The sequence below is a fragment of the Thalassomonas sp. RHCl1 genome (assembly GCF_947387555.1).
Taxonomy (GTDB): Bacteria; Pseudomonadota; Gammaproteobacteria; order Enterobacterales; family Alteromonadaceae; genus Thalassomonas.
The window spans coordinates 1-13,812 of the sequence record NZ_CANDNZ010000011.1; the positions used below are offsets into that span (position 1 = coordinate 1).

At 47.3% G+C, this 13,812-nt stretch carries 14 protein-coding genes and 1 tRNA gene; 8 read left to right on the forward strand and 7 right to left on the reverse strand.

Annotation, left to right across the window (positions count from 1 at the left end; all coding sequences use genetic code 11):
• Together QL234_RS24025 and QL234_RS24030 are read left to right on the forward strand one after the other, a co-directional pair.
• A tRNA-His gene (locus QL234_RS24025) sits at positions 1-76 on the forward strand.
• A gap of 248 nt (positions 77-324) precedes the next feature.
• Entirely contained in the window at positions 325-1,407 is a 1,083-nt protein-coding gene (locus QL234_RS24030; RefSeq protein WP_281560298.1) for an MBL fold metallo-hydrolase, read from the forward strand.
• Between the two features lie 40 nt (positions 1,408-1,447).
• On the opposite strand, the gene QL234_RS24035 is transcribed toward QL234_RS24030, so the two are convergent.
• Together QL234_RS24035 and QL234_RS24040 are read right to left on the reverse strand one after the other, a co-directional pair.
• Entirely contained in the window at positions 1,448-2,140 is a 693-nt protein-coding gene (locus tag QL234_RS24035) for a metal-dependent hydrolase (RefSeq protein WP_281560299.1), read from the reverse strand.
• Between the two features lie 198 nt (positions 2,141-2,338).
• A complete protein-coding gene (locus QL234_RS24040) occupies positions 2,339-3,250 on the reverse strand; it encodes a LysR family transcriptional regulator (protein WP_281560300.1) in 912 nt (303 codons plus the stop codon).
• A gap of 149 nt (positions 3,251-3,399) precedes the next feature.
• Here QL234_RS24040 and QL234_RS24045 point away from each other — a divergent pair, with 149 nt between their 5' ends.
• The 6 genes from QL234_RS24045 (at position 3,400) to QL234_RS24070 (ending at position 9,753) form a co-directional block, all read left to right on the forward strand.
• Positions 3,400-4,734 (forward strand): S41 family peptidase, encoded by a 1,335-nt coding sequence (locus tag QL234_RS24045; protein ID WP_281560301.1) that lies wholly within the window; start codon positions 3,400-3,402, stop codon positions 4,732-4,734.
• A 101-nt stretch (positions 4,735-4,835) separates the two neighbouring features.
• Complete coding sequence (locus QL234_RS24050; protein ID WP_281560302.1) at positions 4,836-5,597, forward strand: TSUP family transporter; 762 nt, start codon at positions 4,836-4,838, stop codon at positions 5,595-5,597.
• Positions 5,598-5,727: 130 nt separating this feature from the next.
• Positions 5,728-6,426, forward strand: coding sequence for a two-component system response regulator CreB (gene creB / locus QL234_RS24055; protein WP_281560303.1), 699 nt, complete (start codon positions 5,728-5,730; stop codon positions 6,424-6,426).
• Positions 6,423-7,847, forward strand: coding sequence for a two-component system sensor histidine kinase CreC (gene creC / locus QL234_RS24060; protein ID WP_281560304.1), 1,425 nt, complete (start codon positions 6,423-6,425; stop codon positions 7,845-7,847). Before creB ends, creC begins: the two co-directional genes overlap by 4 nt.
• Before the next feature lie 108 nt (positions 7,848-7,955).
• Entirely contained in the window at positions 7,956-9,377 is a 1,422-nt protein-coding gene (gene creD / locus QL234_RS24065; protein WP_281560305.1) for a cell envelope integrity protein CreD, read from the forward strand.
• 1 nt (position 9,378) lies between these two features.
• Positions 9,379-9,753: a VanZ family protein gene (locus QL234_RS24070; protein ID WP_281560306.1), complete on the forward strand. Its 375-nt coding sequence runs from the start codon at positions 9,379-9,381 to the stop codon at positions 9,751-9,753.
• A 175-nt stretch (positions 9,754-9,928) separates the two neighbouring features.
• Here QL234_RS24070 and QL234_RS24075 read toward each other — a convergent pair whose 3' ends face one another.
• The 5 genes from QL234_RS24075 to QL234_RS24095 form a co-directional block, all read right to left on the reverse strand.
• A complete protein-coding gene (locus QL234_RS24075; protein ID WP_281560307.1) occupies positions 9,929-10,720 on the reverse strand; it encodes a M48 family metallopeptidase in 792 nt (263 codons plus the stop codon).
• Positions 10,692-11,072 (reverse strand): TM2 domain-containing protein, encoded by a 381-nt coding sequence (locus QL234_RS24080; protein WP_281560308.1) that lies wholly within the window; start codon positions 11,070-11,072, stop codon positions 10,692-10,694. Before QL234_RS24080 ends, QL234_RS24075 begins: the two co-directional genes overlap by 29 nt.
• A gap of 24 nt (positions 11,073-11,096) precedes the next feature.
• Entirely contained in the window at positions 11,097-11,321 is a 225-nt protein-coding gene (gene yidD, locus QL234_RS24085) for a membrane protein insertion efficiency factor YidD (RefSeq protein ID WP_044834030.1), read from the reverse strand.
• Positions 11,314-11,538 (reverse strand): DUF4177 domain-containing protein, encoded by a 225-nt coding sequence (locus QL234_RS24090; RefSeq protein WP_044834029.1) that lies wholly within the window; start codon positions 11,536-11,538, stop codon positions 11,314-11,316. Before QL234_RS24090 ends, yidD begins: the two co-directional genes overlap by 8 nt.
• Positions 11,539-11,668: 130 nt before the next feature.
• Complete coding sequence (locus QL234_RS24095; RefSeq protein ID WP_281560309.1) at positions 11,669-13,702, reverse strand: transcriptional regulator; 2,034 nt, start codon at positions 13,700-13,702, stop codon at positions 11,669-11,671.
• Positions 13,703-13,812: the final 110 nt, after the last annotated feature.

Consider the following 13,812-nt stretch of genomic DNA (forward strand, 5'->3'; position numbering starts at 1 on the left):
GTGGCTATAGCTCAGTTGGTAGAGCCCCGGATTGTGATTCCGGTTGTCGTGGGTTCAAGTCCCATTAGCCACCCCATCTTTCTTCTATAATCCTTTTAAATTTCCAATAAAAACTATCAGATGTAAAATAACAGGCTAATGCTGCTATAGCTTATGCTGTGTCATATATCATCAAAAAGAAGCAAATAATAAAGAACTGTCTGTTATTTTGCTTGTGCCTATTCCCGTTATTCACATCGACGAAAAAGAGGCTATTACTTGCCAAGTCGTCTTATATCCGGGAACATACCGCCGGTAAATATCAACCTCAAAGGAACCCGTTAGATGAAATGGCCTGTTGTAAGCTTAATTTTCCTTGTACTCGCCGGATGCGCAAACAACACGGTAGAACGTGTTGAACAGCCTGATTCGGTTGTCAAATACCAGGATGATGTAACTGAGCCCGCACGTTTTTCCAATTTATACCCGGGAAAGAAAACCTACCCGAAAACCTGCACGGAAAACTGTTATCAGCCATCGCCGTTACTCGCATGCGAGACACCCGCAGAAAATTGCCGTTTTACCGGCCAACAGACCCCGCCCGCGTTAAATACCGGTTTTGCTATTCGCTGGCTCGGGCATGCCAGCTTTTATATTGAAAACCCCGACGGCACCAGCTTATTGTTTGATCCCGTTAGCGAACAATTTGACTGGCCGGTGAACTGGGCGTTTCGTCTCAGCGAAGGATTCAACCGCCGGCCGGGCACCTGGCCGACAGAATCGGAAATCACCAACACCGATGCCGTCCTGTACTCCCATATCCACTATGATCATTTCAATAAAGATGATATCGCACAGGTGGGCAGCAAGGCCGAATACTTTGTGCCTCTGGGCTTTGCCGAGCATTTCCCCCAGGACGGTTACCGTATCAATGAAATGACCTGGTTCTCGTCAAAAGCACTGGGCGACTTGAACATTCACTTTGTCCCGGCGCATCATTTCAGCAGCCGTATCTGGGTGCCTTTCCTGTACGAAGACAACAATACCGCGCTATGGGGCGGCTGGGTTATCGAGTACCGGGGCCAGCGGCTGTTCTTTGCCGGCGACACCGGTTATTCCAAACACTTTAGCGATATCCAGCAACGTTACGGTGATATGGATGTCTGCCTGATGCCGATAGCCTCCTATTTTCACGAAGAAAACGGCGAATGGTACCGCTATGTCCATACCACCCCGGAAGACTCACTGCTGGCGGCCAAAGAGCTGAACTGTAAAGTGATGATCCCCTGGGGCTATGGCAACGCCAGTTGGAAAATGGGGGATCACAGCTCCCACTCTGCCCTGCTGCGGTTGTTGAATATGCATCAGGAAATGAAATCGGAAATCCCTTTGCATATCCTCAATGAAGGCGAAGCTGTAGTATTATAACAAGCCCCGGGCTTAGTCGCTGACTAAGCCCGGAGGCAGACTAAAAGGTGGGCATAATCGTTAAATGTTGCAATTTTTCTTGCCAATTGACCAGCACAGTTAATATCGGCTGAAGTTGCGGGTACAGGTAATAGCTTGCACCACAGACAATGATAAACTGGCTCAAGCTCGCCAGGGGATAACGAATTTCAAGCAGCTTCATCGCCGTGCCAAAAGATGATTTTAAGCGATTATTAGATAAATCAACGCTATAGCACTCATCCAGTAATAAATGTGTCATCGACCCTAAAATCACGAACAGCGCCACCAGTAAGGCCATATTCAATGAGGCGTTCAACTGCAGGCTGATGATAATGCCGAGCAACGCAAACATCATCACCGCCAAAATAGAATGTAAGCTGCCCCTGTGCACGGTAATTTTTTCAAATAAGGGTTTGATTATGTACCAGGTGGTCGCATAAATAGTGACGGCTGCCGCCCAGATCCCCAGCAGCGAAGACAGCGGATAAACCAACACAAAGCTGGCGGCAAGGGTAAAGCCCAAAATGGAGAACAGCCAGCCAATCGAAGTTGAATCGTCGGCATCAAGGTCGGGCAACAACCCCGACAGCGCACCGATCACTATCAGCAATAAGCTTTCCGGCATAGGGGCAATTTTCGTGGCCAGCACCACTGTACCTAATACCGAGCTGGTGATAATGCTTGCACTTATATGGGTAGAGAAATTAGCCAAAGAACATCCTAATCAATGGAAAAGTTAAATCAAAACAAGCCATTCTGGGGTAAATTATTTACTTTGACAATCTCTAATATTGTTAGAGCACAGCAACGACCCCGTGTTTAAGCTGATATCAGCCATAGTTATCATGCCCCGATATTTTATGCCCCGGCGTTTTAGCTAAAATAACAGCCTAAAACAGTGAGTTAACTGTTATTGCTTCCAGGGCTGCTGTGCAAACCTCTGTTTCAACAACTCAAGAAATTTACTGGTTCTGGCAGAGCGCGCGCGTAAGTCGGTGCCCAGTAAAGCCACGATATCGGCGCAAGGTAGTTCATAATCGCTTAATAACCTGACTAACTCACCACTTTTTAACTGCGCGGCTACATCCCACTCAGAACGCTGTATGATACCGCAACCCGCCAATGCCCATTGCTTGATGACCCGGCCGTCATTACTGGCCAGTTTAGGGTTGATACGCACCGCCTCCTGCTTATCGCTGCCGTTAGCCGTAAAACGCCACATAGTGACATCCTCGGCATTTTCCCTTAAAGCAATACAGGCATGTTGACGTAAGTCGGCCGGTGTTTCAGGCTGGCCATATTTGGCAATATAAGCCGGAGAAGCGCATAAAAAACGCCTGTTCGCTGCCAGTACAGACAGTTTCAACGACGAACTTCTCAACTCTCCGATATAGATCATAATGTCCCAGGCGTGACCGCTGGACCAGTCGGGATTATCCGAGAGTTCAAGCTCTACCGAAAGGCTCTGATGCCGGCCCTGAAACTCAGTGACTAAGGGGGCAATATATTCCTGGCCAAAGCCCAAAGGCGCCAATATTTTTAAACACCCGGAAATTTCATGCTGCTGGCTGTTAAGCACCTCATGTAAATCGTCCATTTCCGCCAAAATCAGCCGGGCACGCTCCGCCAGCAATAAACCTTCGTCGGTTAAGGTGATCTGTCTGGCATGTCGCTCAACCAGTTTAAGCTTAAGTTTTTGTTCTATTGTTTGCAGCCTTTGCGTAACCGTCGGCGGTGTTACATTTAACGCCCTTGCCGTGGCCGCCAAAGAGGAATGATTGGCAATAATGCGGAAAAAACGCAGATCATCACTGTTCAGCATTAAGGTTAGACCTAATCTTATAGTTAGTTTTGGTTAATTTTAATCTACATACCGCCCGGCTACAATCTTTTCACTGGCGAGATAAGCCGGGACGGATTAAATCGAACAAAACGAGACCACCAATGTTTACAAGACTATTAATAACAATAATGATTGGACTGTTAGCCTTGCCGCTGGCAGCAAAACCACTTAGTCAGTTACAGAGCAAACTACAACCTAAGCAAATACAGGAAGATCTGACATCCTGGCTACAATGGCTGGAAAAAACCCATCCTGATTTATCCTATACGGTTAAAGACCCGGAAAAGTTTTATCGGGATGTTGCCACCTTAAAAGCGAACAGTAAAAAGCCGGTTTCGGTCCAACAATTCTGGCGTCAGGTTACGGTATTAAATAGCCAGCTGGCCGATGGCCATACCGGGATCGCCTTTGCTGATACCCGCGCCTTAACCCGACAACATGTCGAAAATGGCGGCGCACTGTTTCCTTTTGCCCTGGTTTTCAACGAGTCCAAATTAGTGATCACCGGCAAAATTGACGGCCAGCCATCAAAGCTTAAAGGTTATGCCATTAGCAAGATCAACGGCATGCCGATTGATGAGGTGCTGCAGCCGTTATTAACACGCTTACACGGCGACAGTCTGCGTCATCGCCGGGCAATATTAGCCAGGCGTTTTGCCAGCTATTACTGGCTGTATTATGGCAATGCTGAAACCTTTACCCTTGATATAACTGATGAAAGTGATGAAAATAAAAAAACAGCCATCAACAATATCAGCATCGCTGCCAGTCATGCCGCTGTTAATATCGATAAGATCTTTGAAGATAACTTCCAATTTGAGATCTTAGACAACAAGAGTGCCAAGTTAACCATCAAGACCTTTAACTGGCCCGATAGAAAGCGTTATTTTTCCTTTATCGAAGCGGCGTTTAAAGAGCTAAAAAACCTTAACATACAAAGACTCATCATTGATATCAGGGAGAACGGCGGCGGTGATGATGATATGTGGAAAAAAGGCATAGTCTCTTATATTGCCACGCAACCCTGGCGCCACGCCTCTACCTATAAAGTTAAAGTGATTGAAGGCAGGCAAAGTGAAGACAAGCCCTTGGGCGAAGTAATAGCCGGTGAACTAAGCACCAACAACCCGGTAGAAAGTGAGAACCCCCTTAGGTTTGAAGGTGAAGTTTATCTGTTGATCGGCGCTTATACCTACTCATCATCAATATTACTTGCCAATACGGTACAAGATCACGGGTTTGCCACCTTAGTAGGAGAAACAACCGGCGGCAAAAGCGGCCAGACCGGCGGCATACAAAGATTTGTTTTACCGCATTCACAATTAAAGGTTTTTGCCCCGCGCTTTATGCTGACCCGCCCTAAAGGAGGCCACCAGATGGAGCCGGTAACACCGGATATTACTATCGCTTATGATAAAACCCGGCCGCAGCAACTGGTTAATAAATTAATGCAAACCTGGTAACCCCCCGAGGCCGGTCAGCTGCTGCCCGACTGGCCTTATAACCGTACTTTTTCGTTACTTTTCCAGCCACACAAGTAACCATTATTTTTAGGGAGCTTATTTTGGAACTCGCCCATTTCTCCATCGAGCTATTAGCCTTTTTGTTTTTTATCGCTATTGTCGCCGGTTTTCTTGATACCTTGGCCGGTGGCGGCGGCTTACTTACCGTACCGGCGTTAATGATGAGCGGCATACCGCCGGTCGCCGCCCTGGCAACCAACAAGTTACAGGCCAGTACCGGCACAGCAACGGCAAGCTACATGATGATAAAAAATAAAAAAGTGTGCTGGGATGAAATTAAACCGCTGATGTTATTTGCCTTTATCGGGGCAAGCGCAGGCACAGTTATGGTCCAGTTTGTTGATACCCGGATATTAAGTTTTGTTATTCCGCTGGTGATTCTTTTTATTGGTATTTATTTTCTTATATCCCCGGCCCTGGATAAACAAAACAAGCAGGCAAAAGTATCTGACAAAAACTACCAAAGATGGATTGTCCCTTCGATTGGCTGCTACGACGGTTTTTTTGGCCCGGGAACCGGTTCCTTTTTTGCACTCGCCGGGGTTTCTTTAAACGGGCGGGGCTTTATTGATGCAACCGCCATCGCCAAAACCCTGAATTTTTCCACCAATATGGCATCGCTGCTGGTTTTCCTTGTTGCCGGGCAGGTGATTTGGGCCCTGGGTTTCACCATGATCCTGGGACAGGTTATCGGCGCCTGGCTCGGCTCCCATTGCCTGTTTACCATTAAGGTGAAATACCTGAGATACCTTGTCGTGACTATGTGTTTTGCCATGTTGGTCAAGTACGGTTTTACCCTCTAAGTTATTGGCTCAACTTTTTGATCCGGTTAATAGCTTCTTAAAGCGGGTTTACGGTTTTGCTCCTGTGCTGTAACCTTGAAACCTGATAGTTATCCGTCACCTATTCAGATATAAGGCATAAGAAGGACAAGTGGTTAAAAAACATATTCTGGTCATCGAAGACGAATCCAGCATTGCCGACAACATCACCTATGCCCTGAAATCGGAAGGCTTTGCTGCTACCTGGGTCAGCCTGGGAGAAGAAGCCCTGCAGCGGTTAGCCGCCAGTCATGTCGATCTGGTTATTCTCGATGTCGGCCTGCCGGACATCAACGGCTTTGAAGTGTGTAAAACCATCCGCAAAAACTCAGAAGTGCCCATCATCTTTTTAACCGCCCGTGGTGAAGAAATCGACCGCGTGGTCGGCCTGGAAATTGGCGGTGATGATTATGTGGTGAAACCTTTCAGCCCCCGCGAACTGGTTGCCCGGGTGAAAGTCATTTTAAAGCGCCAACGCCCCCAGACAAGCCAGGTTGCAGCCCCAAAGCAAACCTTCACCTTAGATGAAGAAAAACGGCAAATCAGCTATTGCAACAGCCAGCTTGAACTTACCGCGTATGAATACGGCATCTTAAAGCTGCTGCTGAGCCAGCCGGAGCGGGTATTTACCCGGGAACAGCTGATGAATGCGGTGTGGCCGACCCCGGAAGAAAGCTTTGATCGCGCCGTCGATACCCATATCAAAACCATACGCGCCAAACTGAGAGCCATAGACCCCAATGACTCTTCATTAGTGACCCACAGGGGTGTCGGTTACAGCATTCAGTTGCGACAGGTCCATCACGAGTGAGCCTCAACTTACGGATATTTCTTGCTTATTTCCTGATCCTCGGTGTAGCCGCCTACCTGTTGCTGGATGTTTTTATGTCAGAATTAAAACCCGGCATGCGCCAGTCGACAGAAGATGCCCTGGTAGACATGTCGAATTTACTGGCAGAAATGGTCACCCGGGAATACATCGCCTCCCCGGATGATCTGCGCCACCTTACTGCCGACATGGACAGCTTTCTGCAACGCTCACACAAGGCAAAAATCTCTTCGATAGACAAGCAAACCAGCGATATCCGCATTTATATTACCGACGCCAAAGGCATAGTAAAATATGATTCCGCCAGGCAGGATGTCGGCAAAGATTACTCCCGGTGGAATGATGTTTACCTGACCTTACGGGGCCAATACGGCGCAAGAAGTACCAAATCAGATCCCGATAACGAATTCAGTACCGTGATGCATGTTGCCGCGCCGATCAAACACAAACAACAGATCATCGGCGTATTAACGGTCGCCAAACCAAATGTTACCGTACAGCCTTTCATTGAAATGGCGCGCGCCAACATCCAAAAACGTGGCCTCTCCCTGGTATTGTTGTCGTTAATCGCCGCCTTAACCCTGTCTTTCTGGCTGACCCGTTCCATCCGCAAACTGGTCAATTACACCGGCGCCATCCGGCGCGGGCAACAGCTAAAGGTACCGGATCTTCGGGAAACGGAATTGGCCAAACTGGCCACCGCCATCGATGATATGCGCCGCGAACTTGAAGGCAAGGACTATGTGGAAAAATATGTCCATGCCCTCACCCACGAACTTAAAAGCCCGATATCCGCCATCAAAGGCGCCAGCGAGATCTTAAGCCCGCAAATGGCGGAGGCAGATCAAAGGCGCTTTATCGGCAATATTCAATATGAAGCACAACGTATCGATGAAATGATCAACCGCTTACTGGCCCTGGTGACGGTGGAAAAACAGGATGCACTAGAAAAAGTAGAGCGCCTGGATTTGATCCCGGTGATCAATCAGGTCATCGGCAGCAAACAAACCCGGGCGGCTAAATGTTCGGTCACCATCACCAGCGAGATGCCGTCACAATTATTTATTTCGGGAGACAGCTTCCTGCTGGCACAAGCGATAGATAACCTGCTGCAAAACGCCCTGGATTTCAGTCCCGAAGGCGGCGCCATCTCAATTAAGGTATCCCCGGGAGTTCAAACCAGCATCTTTATCCGGGATCAGGGCTGCGGTATCCCCGCTTATGCTTTAGATAAAATTTTTCAGCGCTTTTACTCCCTGCCACGTCCTGGTTCACAAAAGAAAAGCTCGGGGCTCGGCTTGTGTTTTGTCAAACAAATTGCCGAATTACACCTGGGCTCTATCGAACTTGATAACAACAAGGAAAAAGGGATCTGTGCCCGGTTAACCCTTAACCTTACATAACCGGAGCGCCGGTAAATAAGTTGGTTGTTTTTATCAAGCACACACAAAACACATAATCCGCCCACACAAGGTATTTATCCTGAGCAAAAAAACCGTCAGGAGTGCCTTATGCAAAAAAACTTATCCATTAAACTCGCCATCATCGGCTTTGTAACCCTGTTGTTGCTGATCCCACTTGGCATGATTTCCGATAAAATCAGCGAAAGATCGCAATTCTTAGACCAGGCCAAACAGGATGTCAGTGAAAGCTGGACCGGCCAGCAGACAGTCATGACCGCCATGGTGGTTTTTCCCTATGAGGTCAACCAGGAAACCACCCTGGTGGATAAGATAAGCCAAAAGAAAACCCTGCACATCAGCAAACTTGCCAAACGTAAGTTTCTGATCCCCGACAACATCAAGATCAACGCCCGAATAACCAACGACATGCGCCACAAAGGCATTTACCAGATCCCGGTTTATACCACCCGTTTGGATATCAGCGGGCAGATCAATAATGACAGCTGGCAGGCGATGTTAAAAGAGATCAAAAATGAAGCACGCGGCGGCCGTTTGGGACGACCTTATATTACCACCACAGTCTCAGATCCCAGGGGCATCAACAGTATCCCGACCCTGATGTGGCAGGATAAAAAAATTCCCTTCCAGCCGGGCAGCAAGCTGTTGGAAAATAACAGGGGCCTGCATGCTTACTTACCTGAAATGCCGCCAATATCAGACAAGCCCGGCGCAAATGTTTCAGCCGGCAGTCTGAGCGAAGCTATCAAGTTTACTTTTCAACTGGAACTTCGGGGTATGGAAGCCATCTCCTTTATCCCGGTTGGCCAGGCGGCAAATGTCCAGGCAAGTTCGACCTGGCCCCACCCGCAATTTATCGGCGAGTTCTTACCTGTATCCCGTAACATCAGCCAGGACGGTTACCAGGCGAGCTGGAAAATCACTTCATTTGCCAGCAATATCAGCGACAAAATCGCCCAATGTGAAAACAAGGTTTGTCAGCCGTTATTTACCAGCGACTTTGGCATCAAACATATCGAAGCAGTCGATATTTATCTGCAATCCGAACGTTCGGTAAAATACGGCATGTTATTTATTGGCCTAAGTTTTATCAGCTTTTTTATCTTTGAAGTGATCATGAAGTTGCCGATACACCCGATCCAATACACCCTGGTGGGGTTTGCCATCGCGATCTTTTACTTATTGCTGATCTCCCTGTCCGAGCATATTGCTTTTTTACTGGCCTACCTGATAGCCTCCCTTGCCTGTACCGCGTTGCTGCTTTCGTATTTACGTTATGTGCTGGCGGGCTTTAAGCAGGCATTTGCCTTTGCCGCTCTATTACTGCTGCTTTATGGCACGCTTTATATCATCATCAGCGCCGAAGATCTGGCCCTGGCTATGGGGGCACTGCTAACCTTTGTTTGCCTGGCGATTGTAATGTTCACCACCCGGCACATCGACTGGTACCAGGTCGGCGAGCAATTAAACAGCAAGCACAATGCCGCCTTAACTGCCAAAGAAGAGCCATAAGATGTTACGTATCATACCGGCGCTGCTGCTCCTACTGTTTATAACCTGGAATATCATTGCCGCCAACAATGGCAATAGCAATATCTTTTTCGAACTGGTGCGCTCACTGCCATATGGCGATAAAGTAGGGCACCTGGTGTTATACGGCACCCTGAGCCAGTTAACCGTGATCGCCTTTAACTACAAATGTCTGATGGTTAAAGGTTATCATTTGCCACTGGGCGCCCTGCTGGTGTTATCCCTGGCCGCTATTGAGGAAATGAGCCAGTTATTTTTAGCCAACAGAACCTTTGACTTTGCCGACATCAGCGCAGATATCGCAGGCATTATTCTCTTTACTGTGCTCTTCAATAGGCAAAAGGCAGACGTTAGCTGAGTTCGCCGACGGCACCTGGCTAGATAACCCGGGGGCTCAGCAAAATTTTGCTGAGCCCCCGGCCCCTGCCACAGTGAAGATAGATAATACAGATCTCAGCAAGCGGAGGCTGCTCTATTTAAATGATGTGCGCGGCAAAAAAGAGAGCGTAATGTTTCATTTAAAAAATAAAACCTCAATCAAAAGCACTGATGGTCTGCAACCGTTCAGCCAAGCCCGGATGAGTGCTCAGCCAGCTATTTTCCTGTTCGCTGTCTTCCTGGCCGCTATCCTCATGCAGCAATTCCATCGCCTGTTTCAAGGCAGAAACATCACCGTAAAGGGTGCGCATACTTGAGGCCGAAAAGGCATCAGCTTCATTTTCAAATGCCCGGGAATAGCTCAGGTTTACCCCCATCACCGAGGCTTCGATCAAGAGATCCGCCACCAGGCTCAGGTCGCCGAAAATAACCGACAAGGTAATATAAAACAAAGAGGTCCGTATCATATTTTGCATGTTATGGTTTTGTTCTATATGACCGACTTCATGCAGGATAATGGCGGTCAACTGCTCATTATTCTGCATTTTTTCAACTAAAACGTCGGTGAGGATAATAGTCCCGCCAGGCAAGGCAAAGGCATTGGCCGTCTCTTCCCAGCTGCGAAATTCCAGCTGATACGATGCCGGCTCCAGTTGCAACTTTTCGACAACCGAGCTGAATAACTCGCTGATTTCCTGCTTTTTATCAGCAGACAGCTCAGAAGCGGAAAAGGTCGATTCATCCATGGACTTCAAACCATGCTCGCCTATTTGCTGATAAATGCTCTGCGGGATTTTTTCCGCCAGGTATTGCGCAGACATAGGGATGATTGAGCTATAAAGTTTATAACCGGCAACCACACACACCAGCAATACCGCCAGGCCGATAACCAGCCATGGCTGCTGTTTTTTTGTTGCTTTAGCTGGCCAGTGGCTGGGATTCGACATCTTTAAGAGTTTGCCTCATAACATTATTGTTGTACTGATAGACAATACGCTGGCTTCTGAATAACTGCGGCAATTCAATGACGATAATGGCGAGAAAAATGAAAATACCGAAAGTCTCGATGAAAAGCAGGCCGATCAGCATACCGAGCAGATTTAAGAAACCAAACAGGGTTTTCCCCAGGTAGAAATGATGTAGGCCGGCGACGAAAAAGTAGTTCAATACCGCATAGTTATCGGGATCTTTTATGCGTTTTTTTTCCAGGGCGTAATAGGCTTTGCGTTTTTCCGGCGGTAATGCGGTGACCCTTTCTCTGAGAGCATCCTCTTCTTGCTTGAGTTCATCCATATTCATAATTACCTCTTTATAACTATCGATTTACAACAAAGGATCCTGGTGCTTTTTAACGCAATCGGGATCGTTACAGCGGGTAATTCTGTTCCAGCCCAGCTTTACTCCTTTCACCAGGCCATATTTGTCGATCGCCTGATAGGTGTATTCTGAGCATGAAGGTTCAAAATTACATTCAAGATTAAAATATTTGAGAGAGCCGCCACCGCGCTGATATTTTCGGATGGCAGCTAAAGCAAGGCCTTTAACCAAGTTTACGCCCTAAAGTGACCAGTAAGGCTTCCCGGGTCCAGAACAGCAAAAAGCGCTTTTTCTCGATAACCTGAAACACTACCTGCCAACCGTCGGCAGCTTCTTCATTTAAGGTTGATTCTATTTTTTTGATCGGAAGTCCGCTGGCTCCTAACAATAAGGTACCGCAGCCGCCTTCAACTATATGTATAACTTTAAATTCGTCGTAATTAGACATCCAGAACATCACCTTTTAAAAAATAAATGGATAACACTTTAAAGCAATATTTTAATTAACTTCAAAGTGTTAGCAATTAAATAGAATAACAGGTTTTTTGTCAATTACACGGCATTTCACCGCAGCAATATTATCGACTTTTATAAAGGCGGATATTGCCTTCAATATGCTCTTTTACCGCAACCGATAATTCAAAACTGGCATTAACATCATAATTCCAGATAAACCTGCCACGCTTAATCAGCTTAGCCGTTAAATCATTAAGGTGATATTGCCAGATAAAATCCTGGTGCTCATAACGGCTTTTCCAGTACATACGGTCACCAAGCATACGGATATCGGAAATTTTACTGCCTTGCTGGCCACTCAATATCAGCTGCTCGGTCAATTGCGCGGCATTTAATAACTCGCCGTCAACCGAATATAATCGGTGGTTCTTAAACAGCCACCACCTTTTTTGCTCCGCCTGGTAAAATAAATTGTCGGCATCAATTTGAAATTCAGCCACTTTCTGCCCCGATAACTGATAGTACCTGAGGTAGTCGCCGTCAAAGCTAAAAATTTTATCTTTGCTGAGCCAACCGAAACTGACGGGTAAATGAGGGGTCACCAGGTCAAAACGGCTCACCAGACCGTTACGGTTATAGATATAGGCGCTGTCATCACGGTTGGTTAAAATCAGGCTTAAATCCGGGCTCCAGCGGACAAACTTTACCGCATCATAATTCTTAAATTGTGATAGCTGCGTTACTTTACCGTCTTCATGCAGGTAAATCTGACAAAAGCCGCCGCGACGTGACATAAAGGCGGTTTCCCCCAGGGCATTACTCACCGGCAGATAGTCCAGGCTGGTGCTGGAAAATACCGGCAGGTTATCTTTATCCCGGATATTGACCTGCCAGTTCTCTACTGTGGCATACAGGTTCCCCTGGTGATCGGCAGCGATGGCGGAAAAAATGCCCCGGGCGGTTTCGGCAATATTTTGCTGATGACCGTCAAGCGTGACACTGCTCAGCCCCTGGTGTTTGGATTTATCGTTAATCAATAATTTCTGGTTTTTTCTGTCGAAAGCGGCAAACTTGACCGGATAATCCCAGCTTAAATAAGCCGTGCCGGATTTATCGATTAAACGGCTGTGATAATTGGCATCTGTGGTGATATAAAAAACCTTGTCCTGCCAGGCTTTTACGGCGGTTTTCAACCGCTCTCCCTTATTCAGTACCAGCGGTATTTCGGTAAAGACCTGCCCCGGTACATCATACTGAAATGCCCGGTACACCCCGGCTGTTCGATAAAGCGCGATCAAACGCTTGTCATCAAGCCAGAGCAGGCGCCCGACATAGTCGCACTCCACCAGGGGAGCGCGGGTGATATCATTGCCCAGCTCATCCTTAACAGTTAATAAACAGCTGCTATCTTTTAACTGCCACAAGGCTATGCTGTCCCCCTTTAATGACCAGGCAGGGTAAAACAGCCTGTCCGGGCTTTCGAATATCAGCTGTGCGTCGGTATTTTTCCCTTTACGCCACAACTGATGGGCGTCTTTGATATAAACAATACTCTCATCAAAAGGGTTAGGGGAAGGCCAGCTTTCCAGCCCGAGCGCCGTGGTCAGCTCTACCGAGGAGTAACTGACCGGCATTTCTTGCGGGGATTTAGCGGAAAAATAAGCGATAGCGGTAAAGCCCAACAACAGGAAAAAGACCGTAATCAAGGTCAGGCGAAGGCGCTTTTCCTGCTTTGGTCTAACCGGCGCCTGCACATTTTTTTCTTCGCCGCTTTTCGTCTCACCTTCCTCTGGCTCACAGCTCTCTACCTCGCACCTCTCTACCTCACACCTTTCTACCTCGCAGAGAAAGCAATAACCTTTTTTCGGAAAGGTTTTAATAATCTGTGCCTGCTTCGGCGGATCCCTGAGCACTTTACGTAATTTGGTCAGCAGCTGATAGACACTGTTTTCTTCCACAACCGTATCCGGCCATAAGGCCCGGCTCAATTCCTCTTTGGAAAAAACCTTTTCCCGGTTCTCGATCAGCAGCAGTAATAGTGCCGCTACCTGGGGTTCGAGTTTTTGTGCAACCTGCTCCTCGACATGCCACAGGCTGTCCTGCAGAGAATCAAATTCCCAGTGTAAAAAACGATATTTTTTAACGGCAGCAGACATCAAAATTCAACATAAAGCAGGCAAAGAAAAACAAAAGCTGAACATAACCCTTTTAAGCTTTAAGTCAATAAAAATCAGCTTTAGAAAGTTTTTTTCAGAAAACCTTCAGA

Excerpts from the sequence above, each read along its gene's own strand:
- QL234_RS24080 (WP_281560308.1), bottom strand. The coding sequence starts at position 11,072 with ATGAATATGGATGAACTCAAGCAAGAAGAGGATGCTCTCAGAGAAAGG.
- QL234_RS24045 (WP_281560301.1), top strand. The coding sequence starts at position 3,400 with ATGATTGGACTGTTAGCCTTGCCGCTGGCAGCAAAACCACTTAGTCAG.
- QL234_RS24075 (WP_281560307.1), bottom strand. The coding sequence starts at position 10,720 with ATGTCGAATCCCAGCCACTGGCCAGCTAAAGCAACAAAAAAACAGCAG.
- QL234_RS24090 (WP_044834029.1), bottom strand. The coding sequence starts at position 11,538 with ATGTCTAATTACGACGAATTTAAAGTTATACATATAGTTGAAGGCGGC.
- QL234_RS24095 (WP_281560309.1), bottom strand. The coding sequence starts at position 13,702 with ATGTCTGCTGCCGTTAAAAAATATCGTTTTTTACACTGGGAATTTGAT.
- QL234_RS24040 (WP_281560300.1), bottom strand. The coding sequence starts at position 3,250 with ATGCTGAACAGTGATGATCTGCGTTTTTTCCGCATTATTGCCAATCAT.
- QL234_RS24030 (WP_281560298.1), top strand. The coding sequence starts at position 325 with ATGAAATGGCCTGTTGTAAGCTTAATTTTCCTTGTACTCGCCGGATGC.
- creD (WP_281560305.1), top strand. The coding sequence starts at position 7,956 with ATGCAAAAAAACTTATCCATTAAACTCGCCATCATCGGCTTTGTAACC.
- QL234_RS24070 (WP_281560306.1), top strand. The coding sequence starts at position 9,379 with ATGTTACGTATCATACCGGCGCTGCTGCTCCTACTGTTTATAACCTGG.